Annotated in this window: 16 protein-coding genes; 7 read left to right on the top strand and 9 right to left on the bottom strand. The window is 38.3% G+C overall.

Going from position 1 to position 16,571, the window contains the following annotated elements:
- Positions 1 to 168: 168 nt before the first annotated feature.
- Genes H4J39_RS17910 through H4J39_RS17900 form a run of 3 tightly spaced genes read right to left on the bottom strand, consistent with a single transcriptional unit; the run spans position 169 to position 2,644 of the window.
- On the bottom strand, positions 169 to 777 hold the full coding sequence (locus H4J39_RS17910) for a PilZ domain-containing protein (RefSeq protein ID WP_182229699.1): 609 nt from the start codon (positions 775 to 777) through the stop codon (positions 169 to 171).
- Positions 778 to 789: 12 nt separating this feature from the next.
- Positions 790 to 1,404 carry a TetR/AcrR family transcriptional regulator gene (locus H4J39_RS17905; protein WP_182229698.1) on the bottom strand — a complete coding sequence of 205 codons (615 nt, stop codon included), beginning with the start codon at positions 1,402 to 1,404 and terminating at the stop codon, positions 790 to 792.
- Between the two features lie 13 nt (positions 1,405 to 1,417).
- Positions 1,418 to 2,644 carry a threonine/serine exporter ThrE family protein gene (locus H4J39_RS17900; RefSeq protein WP_182178228.1) on the bottom strand — a complete coding sequence of 409 codons (1,227 nt, stop codon included), beginning with the start codon at positions 2,642 to 2,644 and terminating at the stop codon, positions 1,418 to 1,420.
- 99 nt (positions 2,645 to 2,743) lie between these two features.
- Between H4J39_RS17900 and H4J39_RS17895 the strand changes: the two genes are divergently transcribed.
- From H4J39_RS17895 to H4J39_RS17880, 4 genes are all read left to right on the top strand, one after another.
- Entirely contained in the window at positions 2,744 to 2,917 is a 174-nt protein-coding gene (locus tag H4J39_RS17895; RefSeq protein ID WP_182229697.1) for a hypothetical protein, read from the top strand.
- 130 nt (positions 2,918 to 3,047) lie between these two features.
- Positions 3,048 to 3,818, top strand: a complete 771-nt coding sequence (locus tag H4J39_RS17890) for a class II aldolase/adducin family protein (protein WP_182229696.1) — start codon at positions 3,048 to 3,050, stop codon at positions 3,816 to 3,818.
- 86 nt (positions 3,819 to 3,904) lie between these two features.
- On the top strand, positions 3,905 to 5,089 hold the full coding sequence (locus tag H4J39_RS17885) for a mandelate racemase/muconate lactonizing enzyme family protein (RefSeq protein WP_182178223.1): 1,185 nt from the start codon (positions 3,905 to 3,907) through the stop codon (positions 5,087 to 5,089).
- A 123-nt stretch (positions 5,090 to 5,212) separates the two neighbouring features.
- Complete coding sequence (locus tag H4J39_RS17880; RefSeq protein WP_182229695.1) at positions 5,213 to 5,995, top strand: S1/P1 nuclease; 783 nt, start codon at positions 5,213 to 5,215, stop codon at positions 5,993 to 5,995.
- Positions 5,996 to 6,237: 242 nt separating this feature from the next.
- On the opposite strand, the gene H4J39_RS17875 is transcribed toward H4J39_RS17880, so the two are convergent.
- Positions 6,238 to 6,621 carry a VOC family protein gene (locus H4J39_RS17875; RefSeq protein WP_182229694.1) on the bottom strand — a complete coding sequence of 128 codons (384 nt, stop codon included), beginning with the start codon at positions 6,619 to 6,621 and terminating at the stop codon, positions 6,238 to 6,240.
- Between the two features lie 281 nt (positions 6,622 to 6,902).
- On the bottom strand, positions 6,903 to 7,769 hold the full coding sequence (locus H4J39_RS17870; RefSeq protein ID WP_182229693.1) for a LysR family transcriptional regulator: 867 nt from the start codon (positions 7,767 to 7,769) through the stop codon (positions 6,903 to 6,905).
- Between the two features lie 184 nt (positions 7,770 to 7,953).
- Here H4J39_RS17870 and H4J39_RS17865 point away from each other — a divergent pair, with 184 nt between their 5' ends.
- From H4J39_RS17865 to fghA, 3 genes are all read left to right on the top strand, one after another.
- On the top strand, positions 7,954 to 8,280 hold the full coding sequence (locus H4J39_RS17865; protein WP_182178217.1) for a multidrug efflux SMR transporter: 327 nt from the start codon (positions 7,954 to 7,956) through the stop codon (positions 8,278 to 8,280).
- Positions 8,281 to 8,466: 186 nt separating this feature from the next.
- Positions 8,467 to 9,597, top strand: coding sequence for an S-(hydroxymethyl)glutathione dehydrogenase/class III alcohol dehydrogenase (locus H4J39_RS17860; RefSeq protein WP_220460001.1), 1,131 nt, complete (start codon positions 8,467 to 8,469; stop codon positions 9,595 to 9,597).
- Between the two features lie 119 nt (positions 9,598 to 9,716).
- Complete coding sequence (gene fghA / locus H4J39_RS17855; RefSeq protein WP_182229692.1) at positions 9,717 to 10,556, top strand: S-formylglutathione hydrolase; 840 nt, start codon at positions 9,717 to 9,719, stop codon at positions 10,554 to 10,556.
- A gap of 102 nt (positions 10,557 to 10,658) precedes the next feature.
- On the opposite strand, the gene H4J39_RS17850 is transcribed toward fghA, so the two are convergent.
- Genes H4J39_RS17850 through H4J39_RS17835 form a run of 4 tightly spaced genes read right to left on the bottom strand, consistent with a single transcriptional unit; the run spans position 10,659 to position 16,467 of the window.
- A complete protein-coding gene (locus H4J39_RS17850; RefSeq protein ID WP_182229691.1) occupies positions 10,659 to 10,982 on the bottom strand; it encodes a DUF3240 family protein in 324 nt (107 codons plus the stop codon).
- Entirely contained in the window at positions 10,982 to 14,065 is a 3,084-nt protein-coding gene (locus H4J39_RS17845) for an efflux RND transporter permease subunit (protein WP_182229690.1), read from the bottom strand. The genes H4J39_RS17850 and H4J39_RS17845 overlap by 1 nt, the downstream gene beginning before the upstream one ends.
- Positions 14,066 to 15,223 (bottom strand): hypothetical protein, encoded by a 1,158-nt coding sequence (locus tag H4J39_RS17840; RefSeq protein ID WP_182229689.1) that lies wholly within the window; start codon positions 15,221 to 15,223, stop codon positions 14,066 to 14,068.
- Entirely contained in the window at positions 15,220 to 16,467 is a 1,248-nt protein-coding gene (locus H4J39_RS17835) for a hypothetical protein (protein WP_182229688.1), read from the bottom strand. The genes H4J39_RS17840 and H4J39_RS17835 overlap by 4 nt, the downstream gene beginning before the upstream one ends.
- Positions 16,468 to 16,571 lie beyond the last annotated feature (104 nt).

The following is a 16,571-nucleotide window of genomic DNA, read 5'->3' as shown; positions in this document are numbered from 1 at the left end:
GGTATGTTCCTGAAATAGTCATCTAATAACGCTATCTGTTTTTGCTTTATTCAACAAGGAATAGGCGTTAAAGTGCGCGGTTTATCAGATAGATTTAAAGGGGGAAATACAGCATAAATCGTAATACTGACTTATTGCACGAATAACAAGGTGCAATAAAGAAGAGTATTAGGTTTGTTTAGCTGATTCTTCATTACGTTTTTGCGCTAAGATCTGTAATTGCTTTGATTGCTGATGTAGGCTACAACGTACTAATATTTCACGGTCTTCTTCACGAATATGATGATAAATAACCTTGAAGCTATTAAGTTCATCACTCTCAGTGTTGACTGAAATTATTTCACCGCAACAGTAAATTGCACAATTATCGTCAAGTAGGAATATTTTTAGTTCAATAAATTGGCCAACAGCGAAGGGGGTTTTACTGGTAAAAATAACACCACCACCACCGAAATCAGTGCCTTGGTAACGTTGTGCTTCATTGTCTTGTTCACTCAGGATATAACTGACAAGCAAATCAATTTTTTTGGCCTGATGATGTAAATAATCGACTAACTGTCCGGCAACACTACCAATTGTTTGCAAAGGTCTTAATGCCGCTTGGTCAAGTGTGATTATTTCAGAGGCCATCTTAAACGGCATGGGCATGGTGTTCATAAATGCGGGGTAACTCGGCGGAGTGTCACTTTCAATGAGAGTTGCGTTCACATTGAAAGGGTAAGTGATTGAAAAGAACTGATCAAACTGAGCTGTTTTATTTTTGTTGTCTTCAGACATGTTTAACCCTTGTTATATTTTTTGTTGTTGAATAAAAACCTTTACTACACACTCGCACATTTCATCAATATGGCTGGTATCAAGGTAAATTCCATCAATAAGTAAACGGACAATTCCGTGTAATGTTCCCCAAGTCACTTGCGCTAAACGTAAGCTATTTTCGTTTTCAATCAATAAACCTTGCTGTTGCCAAGTTTTGGTCATTTCTAGTTGATAATTAAAACTTGGGTAAGCGATGTCACGCAGTGCTTGATCGCTATTGTTTTTTTTCCAAATTGTTTTGCCAAACATCAATTCGTAAATTGAAGCGTTCTGTGTTGCAAATGTTATGTACTGATAAACAAATTCACGAAATTTTTCTTCCCCTGAAAGGTTTTTGTCGTCAAATATCGTATTAGAAATATTTGTCCATTGAATAAAACCTAATGCAGCTATCGCGCAAAGTAAATCATTCTTATTGTTGAAGTGGTGATACGTTGCAGTACGAGAAACACCAATGCGTTCAGCGAGCTTTCGTAATGAAAGCCCTTCGATGCCTGCTTCTTTTATCATTTCAGCACCCGTTTCTACGAGTGAACTGCGTAAGTCGCCGTGATGATAAGCGGTTTTTTTACTGGGTTGTTTCATTCAGGCACTTATATTACAACGCTTTACGTGAGGGTAGGGCAACATTTGAGAAAATAAGCCCCGCCACTAACGACATAAAAATTAAAAAGGCTTCTGAGCCAATATTATTGGTATTGAGCATATTTACACCAGATACCGCACTGTTTAAACCGATATAAACTTTACTCCCTGGCACAAGGACAACAAGCCCTAATAATTTAACAATACTAGAAGGTAACCTCATAATGCGTGAGAATAAATTAGCATACATCCCCAGTACAAATGCCCCAACAAACGCGCCTAGCGCTGGCCCCAGATAAGCGGCACCAATAATACTCGCACCGTAAGCCACATAGCCAGAAATCATTCCCCAAGGTGCATCTTTCTTACGCACGCGAAATAAAATAACCAAGCTAATTGATAAGGTGGTAACGGCTGCCCATGCGGTCCAAATTGGCATATTACCGGGGGTAACGTATACAACTTCGCCCCAAAATAACTTTCCTAACGCCATGCCTAGGACTGCGCCAAAATAAAGCTTAAACAGCATCATTATGGCATCCATAATACGTGCGGTTCCTGACATTAGATGTCGAGCGGCTAATTCAGCTAAACCAAGCGTTAAGGCTAAGCCAGGTATAAAGGCAATAATGGCAGAAAGTATCACCAATGGCATATTGATTGTTGGATCAATAAGGGTGATTGCCGAGGCCAATAGCGCGGTTGTTATGGCTGCAATTGGCTCTAGTGTCTCGGTAATTCGTCGAGAGTATTCAGCCCAAAAGGTAAATAAGCAAGCAACAAAACCGAGCAATACCGACCAAAACACATCATTCCAACTGGTGTGCATCAACATGGAAAAAGCACCACTTGAAGCGCCAAAAGCTAGAAAAGTAAGAAAACGCCCGTAAGGGTTAGGTTTGTTGGCTATTTCATCAAGTCGTTCAATTGCTTCAGTTAATGTGCGCTGTCCAGAACTTAATTCGTCAACTAACTCATCGGTTCGAGCAAGTGATCCTAAATCAAGTTCACCGGGCTTCACACGAATAACATGGTTATATTGCTGATTTTCTTCATCTTCAGATAATACAAACGTTAGCGCTGTTGGCGTGATGATAAAACAGGCTTTTAATTCAAGAAATGTTGAAACATCTTGCAGATGTGCTTCTAGGCGATAAGCTGGCGTACCAAACTTATGCAAAGCTTTCCCTAATCTTATAATAAACCTTCGCTTTTCAGCAAAGTTATCCGGTGCAGTCATTTTATTGTTTACGCATTTTACGTGTTATCTTGTTATGGTAATTGAATAATCAGCTAATGCAATGTGCAATTGATTTAGATACTCATAATTGGAGAAATAATGACATTAATAATGATTTTATTAGCGGTATTTGCTGGTATCGCATTAATGGTTATATTAGGTGAACGTTTTGGTAAACCTATGGGGGATGAGGAACAAGCTAAGTATTCAAAGATTATCCCAATTTTAGTGTTTATTTTACTCATTGGTAGCTTAATTAAGATGTTTATTTAAGCTAATGTGAATGACGACTTACCTTAGCTTATTTTTATCTACACTTTAAGGGTGATTTCTTAAACTAGTGGTTTGATTCGTATTATCGATGATTTAAAATATCAAAATAACAATTGTTTAAAGGACTTTAATGTTAACTATTCCACAGATTAACTTAAAAAATAAAGTGTCAGCACTAGAATGGCAAACACGTATTGATTTAGCGGCTTGTTATCGCCTTGTCGCCATGTATGGCTGGGATGATTTGATTTACACGCATATTTCAGCGCGTATTCCTGAGTCTGAGCACTTACTCATTAATGCTTTCGGTTTAGCCTTTGACGAAATAACTGCATCAAATTTAGTGAAAATAGACTTAGCGGGCAATATTATTGACCCTGATTGCCCTTTTGAAATTAACCCTGCAGGTTTTACTATTCATAGTGCAGTGCATGAAGCACGTCACGAAGCCCAATGTGTTTTACATTTACACACTAATGAAACTATCGCAGTCGCTAGCTTAGAAGAAGGGTTATTACCGTTAAGCCAATATGCTATGTTTGCACTTGCCTCTCTTAGCTATCATGATTATGAAGGTTTAGCGGTCAACGCTGATGAAAAATTACGCTTACAAAATAACTTAGGCACGGCAAATTTTATGTTGCTGAGAAATCATGGTGGCTTAACGTTAGGAGAAACAATCGGTGATGCGTTTATGCACATGTACGACTTAACGCGTGCATGCCAAGTACAATTGCAAGTGATGGCAACCGCAATGGCACCCATTTTAGTAGACCAAAGCATTGTCGACGGTATTAAAGCACAAGCTAATATTGTTCATACGGGCAGTACCGGTGGGCAAAAGTCTTGGCCTGCCATGGTCAGAAAAGTGTATCGTGCTGACCCTAGCTTTGCGACCTAACGATAATACAGCCGTATTTGCATCTCGTACGCCGCTATTGAAGTAAGTTCTCTGCGACAAACCTCAACCTATTTAGAGAAGATAAAATGAAAGTAACTCACGTAGAAATTTTTGATATTGAATGTCCAGATCGCGCTGGTTGGAACCCTGTTTTTATTCGTGTTCATACTGACGAAGGTATTTCTGGTGTCGGTGAAGCAGGGCTTGCTTACGATTGGGGACATAGCGCTGCAGCGGCGATGATAAAAGAAATTACCGAAGCGGTATTGATTGGTTTTGACCCGTTTAGAACAGAATTATTATGGTCTCGAATGTTGCGTGAAAGCTTTTGGGGGCTTGGTGGTGGTCCCGTTTTATATTCGGCAATGAGCGCAATTGATACCGCACTTTGGGATATAAAAGGTAAAGCATTGGGGGTGCCTGTTTATCAATTATTAGGCGGTAAAGTTAATGATAAGTTACGCACTTATGCTAGCCAATTACAGTTTGATTGGGATGTTGAAGTTAAGAAGTTATTTTTACCTCAAGAATATGCTGAAGCGGCATTAAAAGCGGTAGCAGAAGGTTATGACGCAGTAAAAGTAGACCCTATTGTTTATAACGCTGATGGCACCTCATCGTTTGATCGCACTAAATTATTCACCAAACCACAAATGCGATTATTCGGCGACAGATTACGCGCTATTCGCGATGCGGTCGGCGAAGATGTTGATATTATTTTTGAATCGCATTCATTAATGGGCGCTGCTTCTGCGATTCAAATGGGCGAAATTGTCGAAGAAGTTGGCTGTATGATGTATGAAGAGCCTGTTAATTACTTGAACGCTAAAGTACATAAAAAAGTGGCTGAGCGAGTTAATGTCCCGATTGCTGGTGGCGAGCGTTTATATCACCGCTGGGATGTGCGCCAGTACTTTGAAGATCAAAGTATTGATGTACTTCAGCCTGATGTTGGCTTATGTGGTGGTTTTACCGAATCTAAAAAAGTGTGTGACTATGCTGATGTTTATGATATTCGAATTCAAGCGCACGTTTGTGGTGGTCCGGTAGCAACAGCAGCATCTTTGCATTTAGAAACAGCTATCCCTAACTTTTTAATCCACGAGCACCATACTTATGCGACCAAGCATTGGAATCGTGAATTGTGTTTGCAAGACCCACAACCGATAAATGGTTTCTTTCAAGTCACTGAAGTACCTGGTTTAGGTATTGAATTAAATGATGAAGTGGTAAAACGCTCACCGAATGTTACGGTTAATGCGTTGAAGTAATAGCGAGTCGTTTCGCTTTAGCATGTGTTGTCAGTTTATGACTCATGCTAAAGCATATGCTTTAATAAGATAAAAATAAGATTTAAAGACTCACAATACAACGCTAAAACATGGATTATATAAATGATAAATAAAAGCTTGCTGGCGGTTATGATAATTACACTCGCCCATTTGCCGATTAAAACCGCTCTAGCCTTGGGTCCCAATGGACACCGAATAGTGGCTAAAATAGCAGAAGATAATCTCGACCCTTCTGCTAAACAAGCCCTTATGCAAATTACTAACGGTGATCCGTTAGCAAAACTAGCCAATTGGCCTGATAGCATTCGTTCAGATAAAAACTGGGACTATGCTAAACCTTGGCATTATATCTCTGTTGATGATGACGAACTATTTAATGGACTTGTGAGGAATAAGGCAGGTGATATATTAAAAGCGTTATCTGATTTTGAAAAAAAACTTCGAGATCCAAACCTCTCAAAAAAAGAAAAGTGGCAAGCATTGGCTTTTTATATACATTTTGTTGGCGATATCCACCAACCGCTACATGTTGGACGAAGAGATGATCTTGGTGGCAATACAATAACGGTAAAATGGTTTGGAAAACCCACAAAACTTCATGCTGTTTGGGATTCCTCAATTATTGAGAGGCAGCAATTGTCTTATACTGAGTATGCTCATTTTTTAAATAACCAAACGCCAGAAACGGTTACCTTATGGCAAAAGGCTGTTTATCTTGACTGGGCGAAAGAGTCTAAATCTAAAAGAGAAAGGGTTTATGATTTTCCTGAAGATAAAGAATTAGGTTATGAATATGTTTATAAAAACACGCCACTGTTAAATGAACGAATCGCTAAAGCAGGTATTCGACTTGCAGGTATGTTAAATAATATTTTTAAAAAATAAATAAAACACCAACAGTGTTAAATGAACAAATGGCTAAAGCAGGTATTCTACTTGCAGGTATGTTAAATAATATTTTTAAAAAATAAATAAAACACCAACAGTGTTAAATGAACAAATCGCTAAAGCAGGTATTCGACTTGCAGGTATGTTAAATAATATTTTTAAAAAATAAATAAAACACCAACTGTGTTAAAAAAACAGTTGGTGGTTAATATAATTATAATAGTCAGCTTACTGCGCTGTTATGCTTCTTTAAAGCAGTACACAGCAAGTTTGTTTCCGTCTAAATCACGTGTGTAAGCAGCGTAAGCATGAGGAGCCCAATCACGAGTGCCAGGAGCCCCTTCATCAGGACAACCCGCCGCTAAGGCTGCAGCATGAAAAGCATCGATTGTAGCGCGGTTTGGCGCTTCAAAGCTAACCATCCCCCCATTTCCAACACTGGCTGCTTGACCGTTAGCCGGTTTAAGTACAAAGAATGATGGTGCGTCTACGCCCCAGATTGAACCGTTTTCATCTAAATCGGCAATGCGTTTAAGGCCAATTATGCTTAAAATATTGTCGTAGAAGGCGCGAGCTTTGTTCAAGTCTTTAGTACCTACAGTTACATGAGTAAATATGCTCATTGAATCTCTCCATTTATTAATCATTAATTATTTGTTTATCGATTTGCAGCCAATTGCTGCGTCTTGTTTCGATGTGAGGATAATAGACTCTTTATTAATGGATGATAATAGTTAAAAATGTAAAAAACCTTTACCTATGTGTAATAGTTTTTTTAATAAAAAGAGACCGAATATGAGGGCGGTTTACCGGTGCTCGTGCGGGTAAACCTGCTATACAATCGAGAGTTGCTTAACGTTGAGCTAACGACTAACTCTGTAACCGCTTTAAATAACCCTTGAAATCAAAGCAACTGCTCAGCTAAATAGTCAACGAGTAACCTTATTTTGGGTGATAAATGGCGGTTTTGAGGATAAACCGCCCATATACCTTCGTCAGGCGCACGATAACTATCTAACAAGGTAACCAGTTCGCCACGTTGAATATGCTGTTGAACATAGTAATCAGGTAACTGCACTATCCCTAAGCCTTTGAGTGCTGCATCGGTTAAGCTATAACCATTGTTGTATCGTAACCTCCCCGTTACTCGGATACTTTTTTCTCTGCCTGACTCTCTAAAATGCCAGTGATCATTTGTTCCCAATAAACAACTGTGCTTATTAAGCTCTGATATAGAGTGTGGTATACCCTGTTTTTCTAGATAGCTTGGCGAGGCACAAACATAGTTTGCTCGCTTACCTAATTTTTTTGCCATCATTGTCGAATCACTTAATTTACCCAGACGAATAGCTAAGTCATACCCTTCATCAACAATGTCAATTTGACGATTGCTTAAATAAGCTAACACTTCAACATCGTCATATTTTTTTATAAAGTTATTTACTAGCGGCAATATTTGTTTTTCCCCATAGGTGACGGGAGCAGTTAGTTTAATTTTACCTTGAGGTTTAGATTGTAAATTTGTGATGGCACGCTCAGCGGCATCTAAACCATCGAGAACGCTGCGACAGTGCTGATAAAAAACACGGCCTTCATCAGTTAATGAGACTTTTCGTGTGGTTCGATAAAATAATTTGATATTAAGGCGTTTTTCTAACGCACTTATCTGGCGACTCACTTGTGCAGTAGATATCGCCATTTTTTTTGAAGCGAGCGTAAAGCTCTCATTTTCCGCCACGTAAACAAATTCGCTGATCCCATCCCACTGCATGATTGTTACCCCTGTGTACAAGTTATTTACTAAATTAGCATATTATCATTTCTTTAGAAGTAAATATAATAGCAACCATCAAGACAAGCTTGCTGTGATTGAGTTATTTGATGAGTAACTTACTCAGAAAAAGTGCAGCATTACTCAGGCAATAACTGCCTGCATAACATTATAGGAAGTAAAAATGAGTTGGTTATTCCTTTTTTTAGGTGTCGTTGCTGAAGCAATGTCTCATGTTGCATTAAAAGAAACTGATGGTTTTACTCGACCTGTGCCAAGTGCTTTAGTTTTACTCGGGCATTTAGCCGCATTCATGTTTTTAGGCCAAGCAATGAAAGGTATGCCAGTGGGTATTGTGCATGCGTTGTGGGCAGGGTTAGCCATTATAACCGTGACGTTATTATCTACGGTTGTGTATCGTCAACATCTGGAGTTAACCACTTGGCTTGGTATGGGATTAGTCGCTATAGGTATCGGCATCATTAATCTTTCACAAGGCCACAGCCATTAAAGTAATGTATTCATGATGATGGTACTTTATCAATACTAACTTTATTGTTACCAACTGGTAAAAGTGAATTACGTTTTTAACGTATTATCATCTTTCATTAAACACCGTAGACTAGACTCAAATATAGCAAGTTCGTCTGCAATATAAACTTTTAGAAACGCTATCAATTGAAAAGTGAGAATCAACATGACTGATAAATTTATTAAATCAAAAGCCGCTATTGCTTGGGGCCCTAAGCAACCATTATCCATCGAAGAAATCGATGTTATGCTGCCTCGTAAAGGTGAGGTGTTAGTAAAAGTAATTGCCTCTGGCGTATGCCACACTGACGCATTTACTTTATCTGGGGATGATCCAGAAGGTATTTTCCCTGTTGTTTTAGGTCACGAAGGTGGTGGTATTGTTGAGCAAATTGGTGAAGGTGTTACCAGTGTTCAAGTAGGCGACCATGTTATTCCTTTATACACACCAGAATGTGGCGAATGTAAATTCTGTCTCTCGGGTAAAACGAATCTTTGTCAAAAAATTCGTGAGACACAAGGCAAAGGCTTAATGCCTGATGGCACAACCCGTTTTTATAAAGACGGTCAGCCAATCTTCCATTATATGGGCTGTTCAACATTCTCCGAATACACCGTATTACCTGAAATTTCATTAGCAAAAGTCAATAAAGAAGCGCCATTAGAAGAAGTTTGTCTATTAGGTTGTGGGGTGACCACGGGCATGGGCGCGGTCATGAATACTGCGAAAGTAGAAGAGGGCGCAACAGTGGCTATCTTTGGCCTTGGCGGTATTGGTTTATCAGCGGTTATTGGTGCAACTATGGCGAAAGCCAGTCGTATTATTGCGATTGATATTAACGAAAGTAAATTCGAGCTTGCCAAAAAATTAGGTGCTACCGATTTTATTAACCCAAAAGACTACGACAAACCTATTCAAGACGTAATTGTTGAAATGACAGACGGCGGCGTTGATTACTCATTTGAATGTATTGGTAATGTAAACCTAATGCGCTCTGCCTTAGAGTGTTGTCATAAAGGCTGGGGTGAATCAGTGATTATTGGTGTTGCGGGTGCCGGACAAGAAATATCAACCCGCCCATTTCAACTAGTGACTGGGCGTGTATGGAGAGGCTCTGCGTTCGGTGGTGTTAAAGGTCGTACTGAGTTACCTGATTACGTAGAACGTTATTTAGCGGGTGAGTTTAATTTGAGTGATTTTATTACTCATACTATGGGGCTTGACGATATTAATGAAGCGTTTGAGCTAATGCATAAAGGCGAAAGTATTCGCAGTGTTATTCATTTTGATAAGTAACGTTTGATAAATAATATGACTAATTTTTTCAGTCACCATCAGCGCCGTTAAGTGCGCTTATTTGCCACTTTTAGCGTAGCCGCATAAATACAAAAGTGGCATTTTTTTGAGGTTTTATCATGACGATAGAAAACATCAGTGTTAATAAAAGCTTTGGCGGCTGGCATAAGCAATATAGTCACCCATCTAAAACGCTAAATTGCACAATGCGTTTTGCTATTTACTTGCCACCGCAAGTATCAAGCGGGGAGAAAGTTCCTGTGTTGTATTGGCTTTCGGGACTAACCTGTACCGATGAAAATTTTATGCAAAAAGCGGGGGCATTGCGCATGGCTGCTGAATTAGGCATGGCTATTGTTGCTCCTGATACTAGTCCTCGTGGTGAAGGTGTTACCGATGATGAAGGTTATGATTTGGGCCAAGGTGCAGGTTTTTATGTTAATGCCACACAAGCACCTTGGAATCGTCACTATCATATGTACGATTACGTTGTTAATGAATTGCCCGCCATTATTGAAGACGCTTTTCCGGTATCCAATAAACGCGCGATTAGCGGACATTCAATGGGCGGACATGGCGCGTTAACCATTGGCCTGTTAAACCCTGAACGTTACAGCTCAATGTCAGCATTTAGCCCTGTTTGCAACCCAACAAAAACGCCTTGGGGCAAAAAAGCTTTTACCACTTATTTAGGGAAGGACACCGGGACTTGGCGCAAGCATGATGCAAGTGAGTTGATGCGTATAGCAACGCAGTTTATTCCCGCTAAAGTTGACCAAGGTGGCGCTGATGATTTTTTGAAAACGCAATTAACGCCGGAAGCATTAGCAGAAGCAGCCAAAGTGAATGGCTACCCATTAACACTTGCTGTGCACGAAGGCTATGATCATAGTTACTACTTTATCTCATCATTTATTGAAGATCATTTGCGGTTTCATGCAGAGCACTTAAGTCAATAGCTAAAGTATATGGCTTGGTTTTTAGCGCAGTAGTTTAAAAATTAAAAAAGGATGGCTTGCCATCCTTTTTATTACGCTGAATACCCAAAGTGCCTTTTAAACTTAAAAGTGACCACTACTTATTATTGGCAGAAACCAATATTTTAGTTTAGCAGGCTGACAAACTGGCTTTAAATGCTCAAGTAACTCTTCTTGTAAGTTACTTTTTAGTAAAACTTCAAATTGAATAAACTTTCTATAACCAGCAACTTGTTCAGTAATATTAAAGTAACTGTGCTCTTTACTGTAGCCGTTAATTACCTTTAAATTAAAACCTGTTAGGCTCGACATTGTCATCAGTAAATCAACAATATTATCTTTCAAAGGATTTGGCGCAACTAAAATAAAGAGAAGTTCTTCATCTTTATTTGGGGAAATGGAGGACATCAATTTTTCTCCTGTTGTTTCTTGGTTATATTTCTTTCCATAAAACAATAAAATAGCGGTAATAAATAAAGTGTGGTGATGGTTGAGGTGATTAAGCCTCCGATGACAACAATCGCGAGAGGTTTTTGAATCTCTGCCCCAGGACCTGTTGCAAAAGCTAAAGGAAGTAAGCCAACGAGTCCGGTAGTCGCTGTCATTAATATTGGGCGTAAGCGTCTATTGGCACCAATTACTACACGCTGCTCTATGTTTCTTACGAGCATTTTTGTTTGCTCAAAATAACTTAGCATCACCACACCATTCGCGACAGCTACGCCTAATAAGGCAATAAAACCAACCGAAGCAGGTACTGATAAATATTCACCACTGATAAATAAAGCGATAATACCTCCCATAACGGCAAAAGGAATATTCGCGAGTATCAATCCTGATTTTGCTAATGAATTAAAAGTAGTGAAAAGAATGATGAAAATTAAAATTAACGAAACAGGTACAACAATAAGTAAGTTGTGTGTTGCACGTTGCTGGCTTTCATATTCTCCGCCAAAGGCGAGGGTATAACCGCTAGGTAAGTTTACTTTTTCGGTTATTTTTTGGCTAAGTTCATCAACGAAACCGACAACATCACGTTCAACAACATTCGTACTTATAGAAACAAAACGATTACCTTTCTCCCTTTCTATGAGTAAAGGACCCTTTTTAAATGACACTCTGGCAATAGTCTCTAGCGGTAATAATTGATTGTTGGGCATTAAAATTAAACTTGCTTTTAATTCAGCTAATGACGCAATGCTAGGGTTGTTCTTGCCAAAGACAATTGCCGTTGACTTATTACCGTTAAGTATCTTGGAAATGGTTAATTCTTCTAATTGGCTTTGAAGGAATGAAGATAATGCTTGTGTGCTCATACCTGATTGAGCGGCTATTTCAGGTATTAGCTTTATGTTTACGTATTTCCCTCCTTCAATAATTGCAGCCTTTACATCAGAGCTTCCTAGGGTTGTATTAACAACGGCTGTTATATTATTTGCTAGTTCAGCGAGAATGTTCATATCATTACCAAAGACTTTAATAGATACATCACCCGTACTCCCCGTTAACATTTCAGAGACCCGCATTTGTATGGGTTGGGTAAAACCAATATTGATGCCAGGGAAGTTAGCGAGTACTTTTCGAATGTCTTCAATTAATTCGGCTTTGGTGTCGAAACGCCACTCAGACGAAGGGGCTAACTCCATAAAAACATCTGTCTCATTTAGTCCCATGGGGTCAAGACCAAGTTCATCAGAACCGGTTCTTGCAACAATTTGTTTTATCTCGGGGATTTTATTAAGTAAATCTTGTTCAATTTGATTATCAATCGCTACCGAAGACAATAAAGAAATACTTGGCGACTTTTCTAATTGAACAATAATGTCACCTTCATCAAGTAAGGGCATAAAACTCTTTCCTAAACTGCCAAATAAAACTAGACTAATCAATAGAATAGAGATAAGGGTGAACATGAGTTTCTTTGGTGCAGCTAACGTTTGCTTTAAGGATTTTTGATAAAAACTTTGTAAGGTGATAACCAGTTTAGGATCTTTTACTGCCTCATTTTTTAATGAAAGCGAGGCTAATATAGGTATCACTGTCAGTGATAATAATAAAGCGCTGATCATCGCGAAAACAATAGTTAAAGCGACGGGGGTGAAGAGTTTGCCTTCTAAACCAGTAAGCGTCAGCAATGGTGAGAACACGATTAACACGATAATGGTGCCAACAGAAACAGGGGTTGCCACTTCTTTACATGCTCTAAATATTACATGAAGGCGCGGTAAGGATTGGTTTCTTGATAATTGATTAACAATGTTTTCAACAATCACAACTGAAGCATCAACGAGCATACCAATGGCAATAACCAAACCGCCTAAGCTCATCAAGTTAGCGGAAAGATCAAATTGCTTCATTAATATAAAAGTCATTAATGCTGCAAGGGGTAATGATAATGAAACAACGATTGACGAACGTAAGTCTCCAAAAAACAAAGCTAAGATAATAATCACTAATATAACTGCCTGAGTAAGCGCACTCGTGATTGTGCCGATAGCGGTATTTATTAATGTTGAACGATCATAAAAGACATTTACTTTAGTGCCTTTAGGTAATGAAGGAATTATCTCGGCTAATTTTGATTTTACTTGGCTAACAACTTCTGCGGTATTACTATTTTTTAAGGCAATAATGAGGCCTTGAGTTGTTTCTTTGCCATCTTTAGTAACAGCGCCATAACGTGTTAAGTGACCAATGTTAATTTCTGCAATATCGCTTAAACGTACTATTTGATCCCCCCCTTGAGCTGACTTAATAACTAAGTTTGATAACGCTGCAATATCTTCTATTCTGCCCTGAGTTCGTAAAATCAAGGTGTCGTTACCTTTAATAAGTCGACCTAGGCCGCGATTAATATTGTTTAACGCCAGTACTGACGCTATATCATTGAATGAAGTGTTTAACTGCTGCATTTTTAGCACATCAGCAGAAATCTCATAAGTCTTAACAAAACCACCTAATGTATTCACATCAGCGACACCAGGGACGGTACGTAATAATGGTCTTATTTGCCAATCCAGTAATTCCCGACGTTCGGTTAACGACAAATTAGGATTTTCAACTGAAAACATAAACATTTCACTTAAAGGGGTGCTCATTGGCGCCATTCCGCCACTGATACTTTCAGGGAGTGAAGACCAAATGTTCATTAGCCGTTCATTAACTTGTTGCCTCGCCCAGTAAATATCGGTGCCTTCTTGAAAATCTATGGTTATATCGGTAATAGAATATTTTGTTGTTGAGCGCAGCATGGCTTGTTGAGGAATACCCAGTAACTCGGTTTCAATAACTCGAGTGACCTGCGATTCAATTTCAACTGATGTCATTCCAGGGGCTTTTAAAACAATTTTTACTTGTGTAGGAGATATGTCGGGGAAGGCATCTATTGGAATGCTAAACCAGGCATTAATACCGACAATAATCGTGATAAGGGTAATAATACTAACGAATAATCGTTGTGTTAAAGAAAACTTAATAAGAGAAGTTAACATTTACTCAGCTCCCGTCCCTAGTTCAAGTAATATCCCTTGCAGTGCACTAACGGATGACACTAATACTGAACGGTCAACTAAACTTTGCTGACTGGTAAAAAGGTAGTTGTTTTGGTTGGTTCCTTGTAACTCAACTGCGATAAGCTCAAGTTGGTTACCTTTTTTTACGGCAATATGGCTCTGATCATCTATCTCAAAAACAGCCTTCTTATTGATACTAAACGCTGCTTTGAGGTAAATGGGGGTGACAACCATACTTTCACCTAATGATATATCGCAAGTACTATTAATCGGTTCAGACCAAACAATAGTATTGAAATTGCTAATAATATTATTTTCAGTGGTGCTTGGGTCTATAGCTAAAATACAATCATTATCGAGTACTTTTACTTTTGCTAGTTGTTGAACATTTCTCATCGGTACAGAAATGACTAAGCGCAAAGCATTGTCAGGAATGACATCAAAAAGTAAGTCACCTTCATTTTTACTCTCTTTTGTTGCTTTGTAACGGACTGTGCCTGAGATAGATGAAACAATACTGACTCTTTTTTCTTCATGTGAATCTTTAATGTTTTGGTCATTCACCATCAGAAATTCGTTTAGGTGACCTAAATGACCAAAATGCAACTTCGCTTTAAAATACTGATCACTAATTTCTGTCCAGCGAGATTGTGATAATGCTTTTTGTTGATACAAGTTTAAACCTGTTTGATACTGCTGCTTGGCGTTCTTAAATAAGGTTTCTGCCGCTTGGTATTCTTCTAAAAAGTGATGAACGTCATACCCCTCTAAATGAGCAACCGCTTGGCCTTTTAGTATTTTTGAGCCGTTAGCAATAAGAAACTGACTTTGCTGAATAGAGAAAGGTAGGTAGGTAGAAAAATTTTCTCCAGGTCTTTCTTGGCTTTTGGCCAAGAGGTTTTGACCTGATACATGAGCAACTTCAATAACTTCTTCAAACGTTAACTGATAAGCTCCAAGCTGCTTTAGCGACAACTCAGTGTTAGTCGAGTTATCTAACGGATAATTAGCCTTTGCGGGTAACATCACCAGACTGTTCAACAATAGGATGCTTGGGATAATTTTTTTTACTATTTTCCCCCAAGTAATGTCTGTTATGGCTGATCGTTCGATTGAATTTTTTAGTAAAAAAATCATAAGGAAATTCCTGCTGCCTGTCTTAGCATGGCTGTATTTTTAAAGAGTAAAAGTTGGTTTAAAGTAAGCTGATATTGGCTTGAAAAAGCAGTTAACATTCTTCTTATTGCTTGTTCTTGGTCAATTTGGTCGGCATCAATGAGCAGTTGAGTTTCCTTTATAATGGCCTGTGATATTGACTGACCCTCTTCAAGCAGAGCTTGTTTTTGGCTCAATGTTTGTTGCTGACTCTGTAATGCTTGAAACTGATTCTTTAATGAGAAAAAAAGAGTTTGTTTGGTTGAGTCATAATTATTTCTTGCAGTTAACCATTCACTATTTAATGCCTGATTTTTTATATTGATAAATGTTAAAGGGATTTCAGCGCTAACACCTAGCTGGGTTTCGTCAAAAACAGGATTACTCAGTTGCTTTGCACTGAGTGAAAGTTGCCAAGGGGCATTAGTATTTGTGGCTAATTTCATACGCAATTTATGTTCAAGCCATTGTTGTTCAAGTTGTTTGATTTGTGGATGGGCTAAAATAAGTTTGTCGATTGTTAAAGACTCGTTTTTTAAAAAGTCATTATTCTCGTTAATGTTAATCGGTAAAATACGCAAACCAGTTAATTGCTGATATTGATTTAGGACTTGTTTAGCACGCTGACGGTATTCTAATTTTTTTATCTCACTTGTTATTTTTTCTTTTCGTATTAGCAGTAAAGAATATTTAGTACTGACAGATGATGTGAATAATTGCTGATATTGATTTTCTAAACGATCAAGAAAACCTAATTTTTTTGATAAATTATTGACTTCAAATTCTGCTAACTTTAATTCCCATACCTGCTCTCTGATCAAACCAGAGAGCAGTAGTTTTTTATGGTTGATAAATAATTTTTGACTCTCTAAACTCGCGTTGTTGAGCTGTATATCAAGCGCTTTTTGACCGGAGGACTTCATCATGAAATTTAGGCTAACTTCACTTTCATCATTACCCCGCTCTAAGTCAGTTTTTAAGTGACTAATGCCAATAGTGGGCGAAGAAACAAGCCAAGACAATGTTTGCTTTGAAGCTAAATGCTGACGATTTTTTTTATTTTCTTTCTCAACGGTTGCAGCTAAAACATCGGTTAATGTTATTGATTGCCCGTAAGTGTAATGAGTCGATATTACGCTAAAGAGTAATACTATGGCTGCCATTCCTTTTTTTAATATACACAATTTTAGCGTGGTTAAAGATGACCCTAATCGATGACTACTCATTTATTTAATACTTACCAAAGACGAATTTAGGAGGCATAATAATGAATTATGAATAGATTACATTAGACATATGTTAAATTTATCTTATGGTACATATGTCTATT

Source organism: Colwellia sp. Bg11-12 (assembly GCF_014076955.1).
Classification (GTDB): Bacteria; Pseudomonadota; Gammaproteobacteria; order Enterobacterales; family Alteromonadaceae; genus Colwellia_A.
This window is presented reverse-complemented; position numbering and strand designations above follow the sequence as displayed.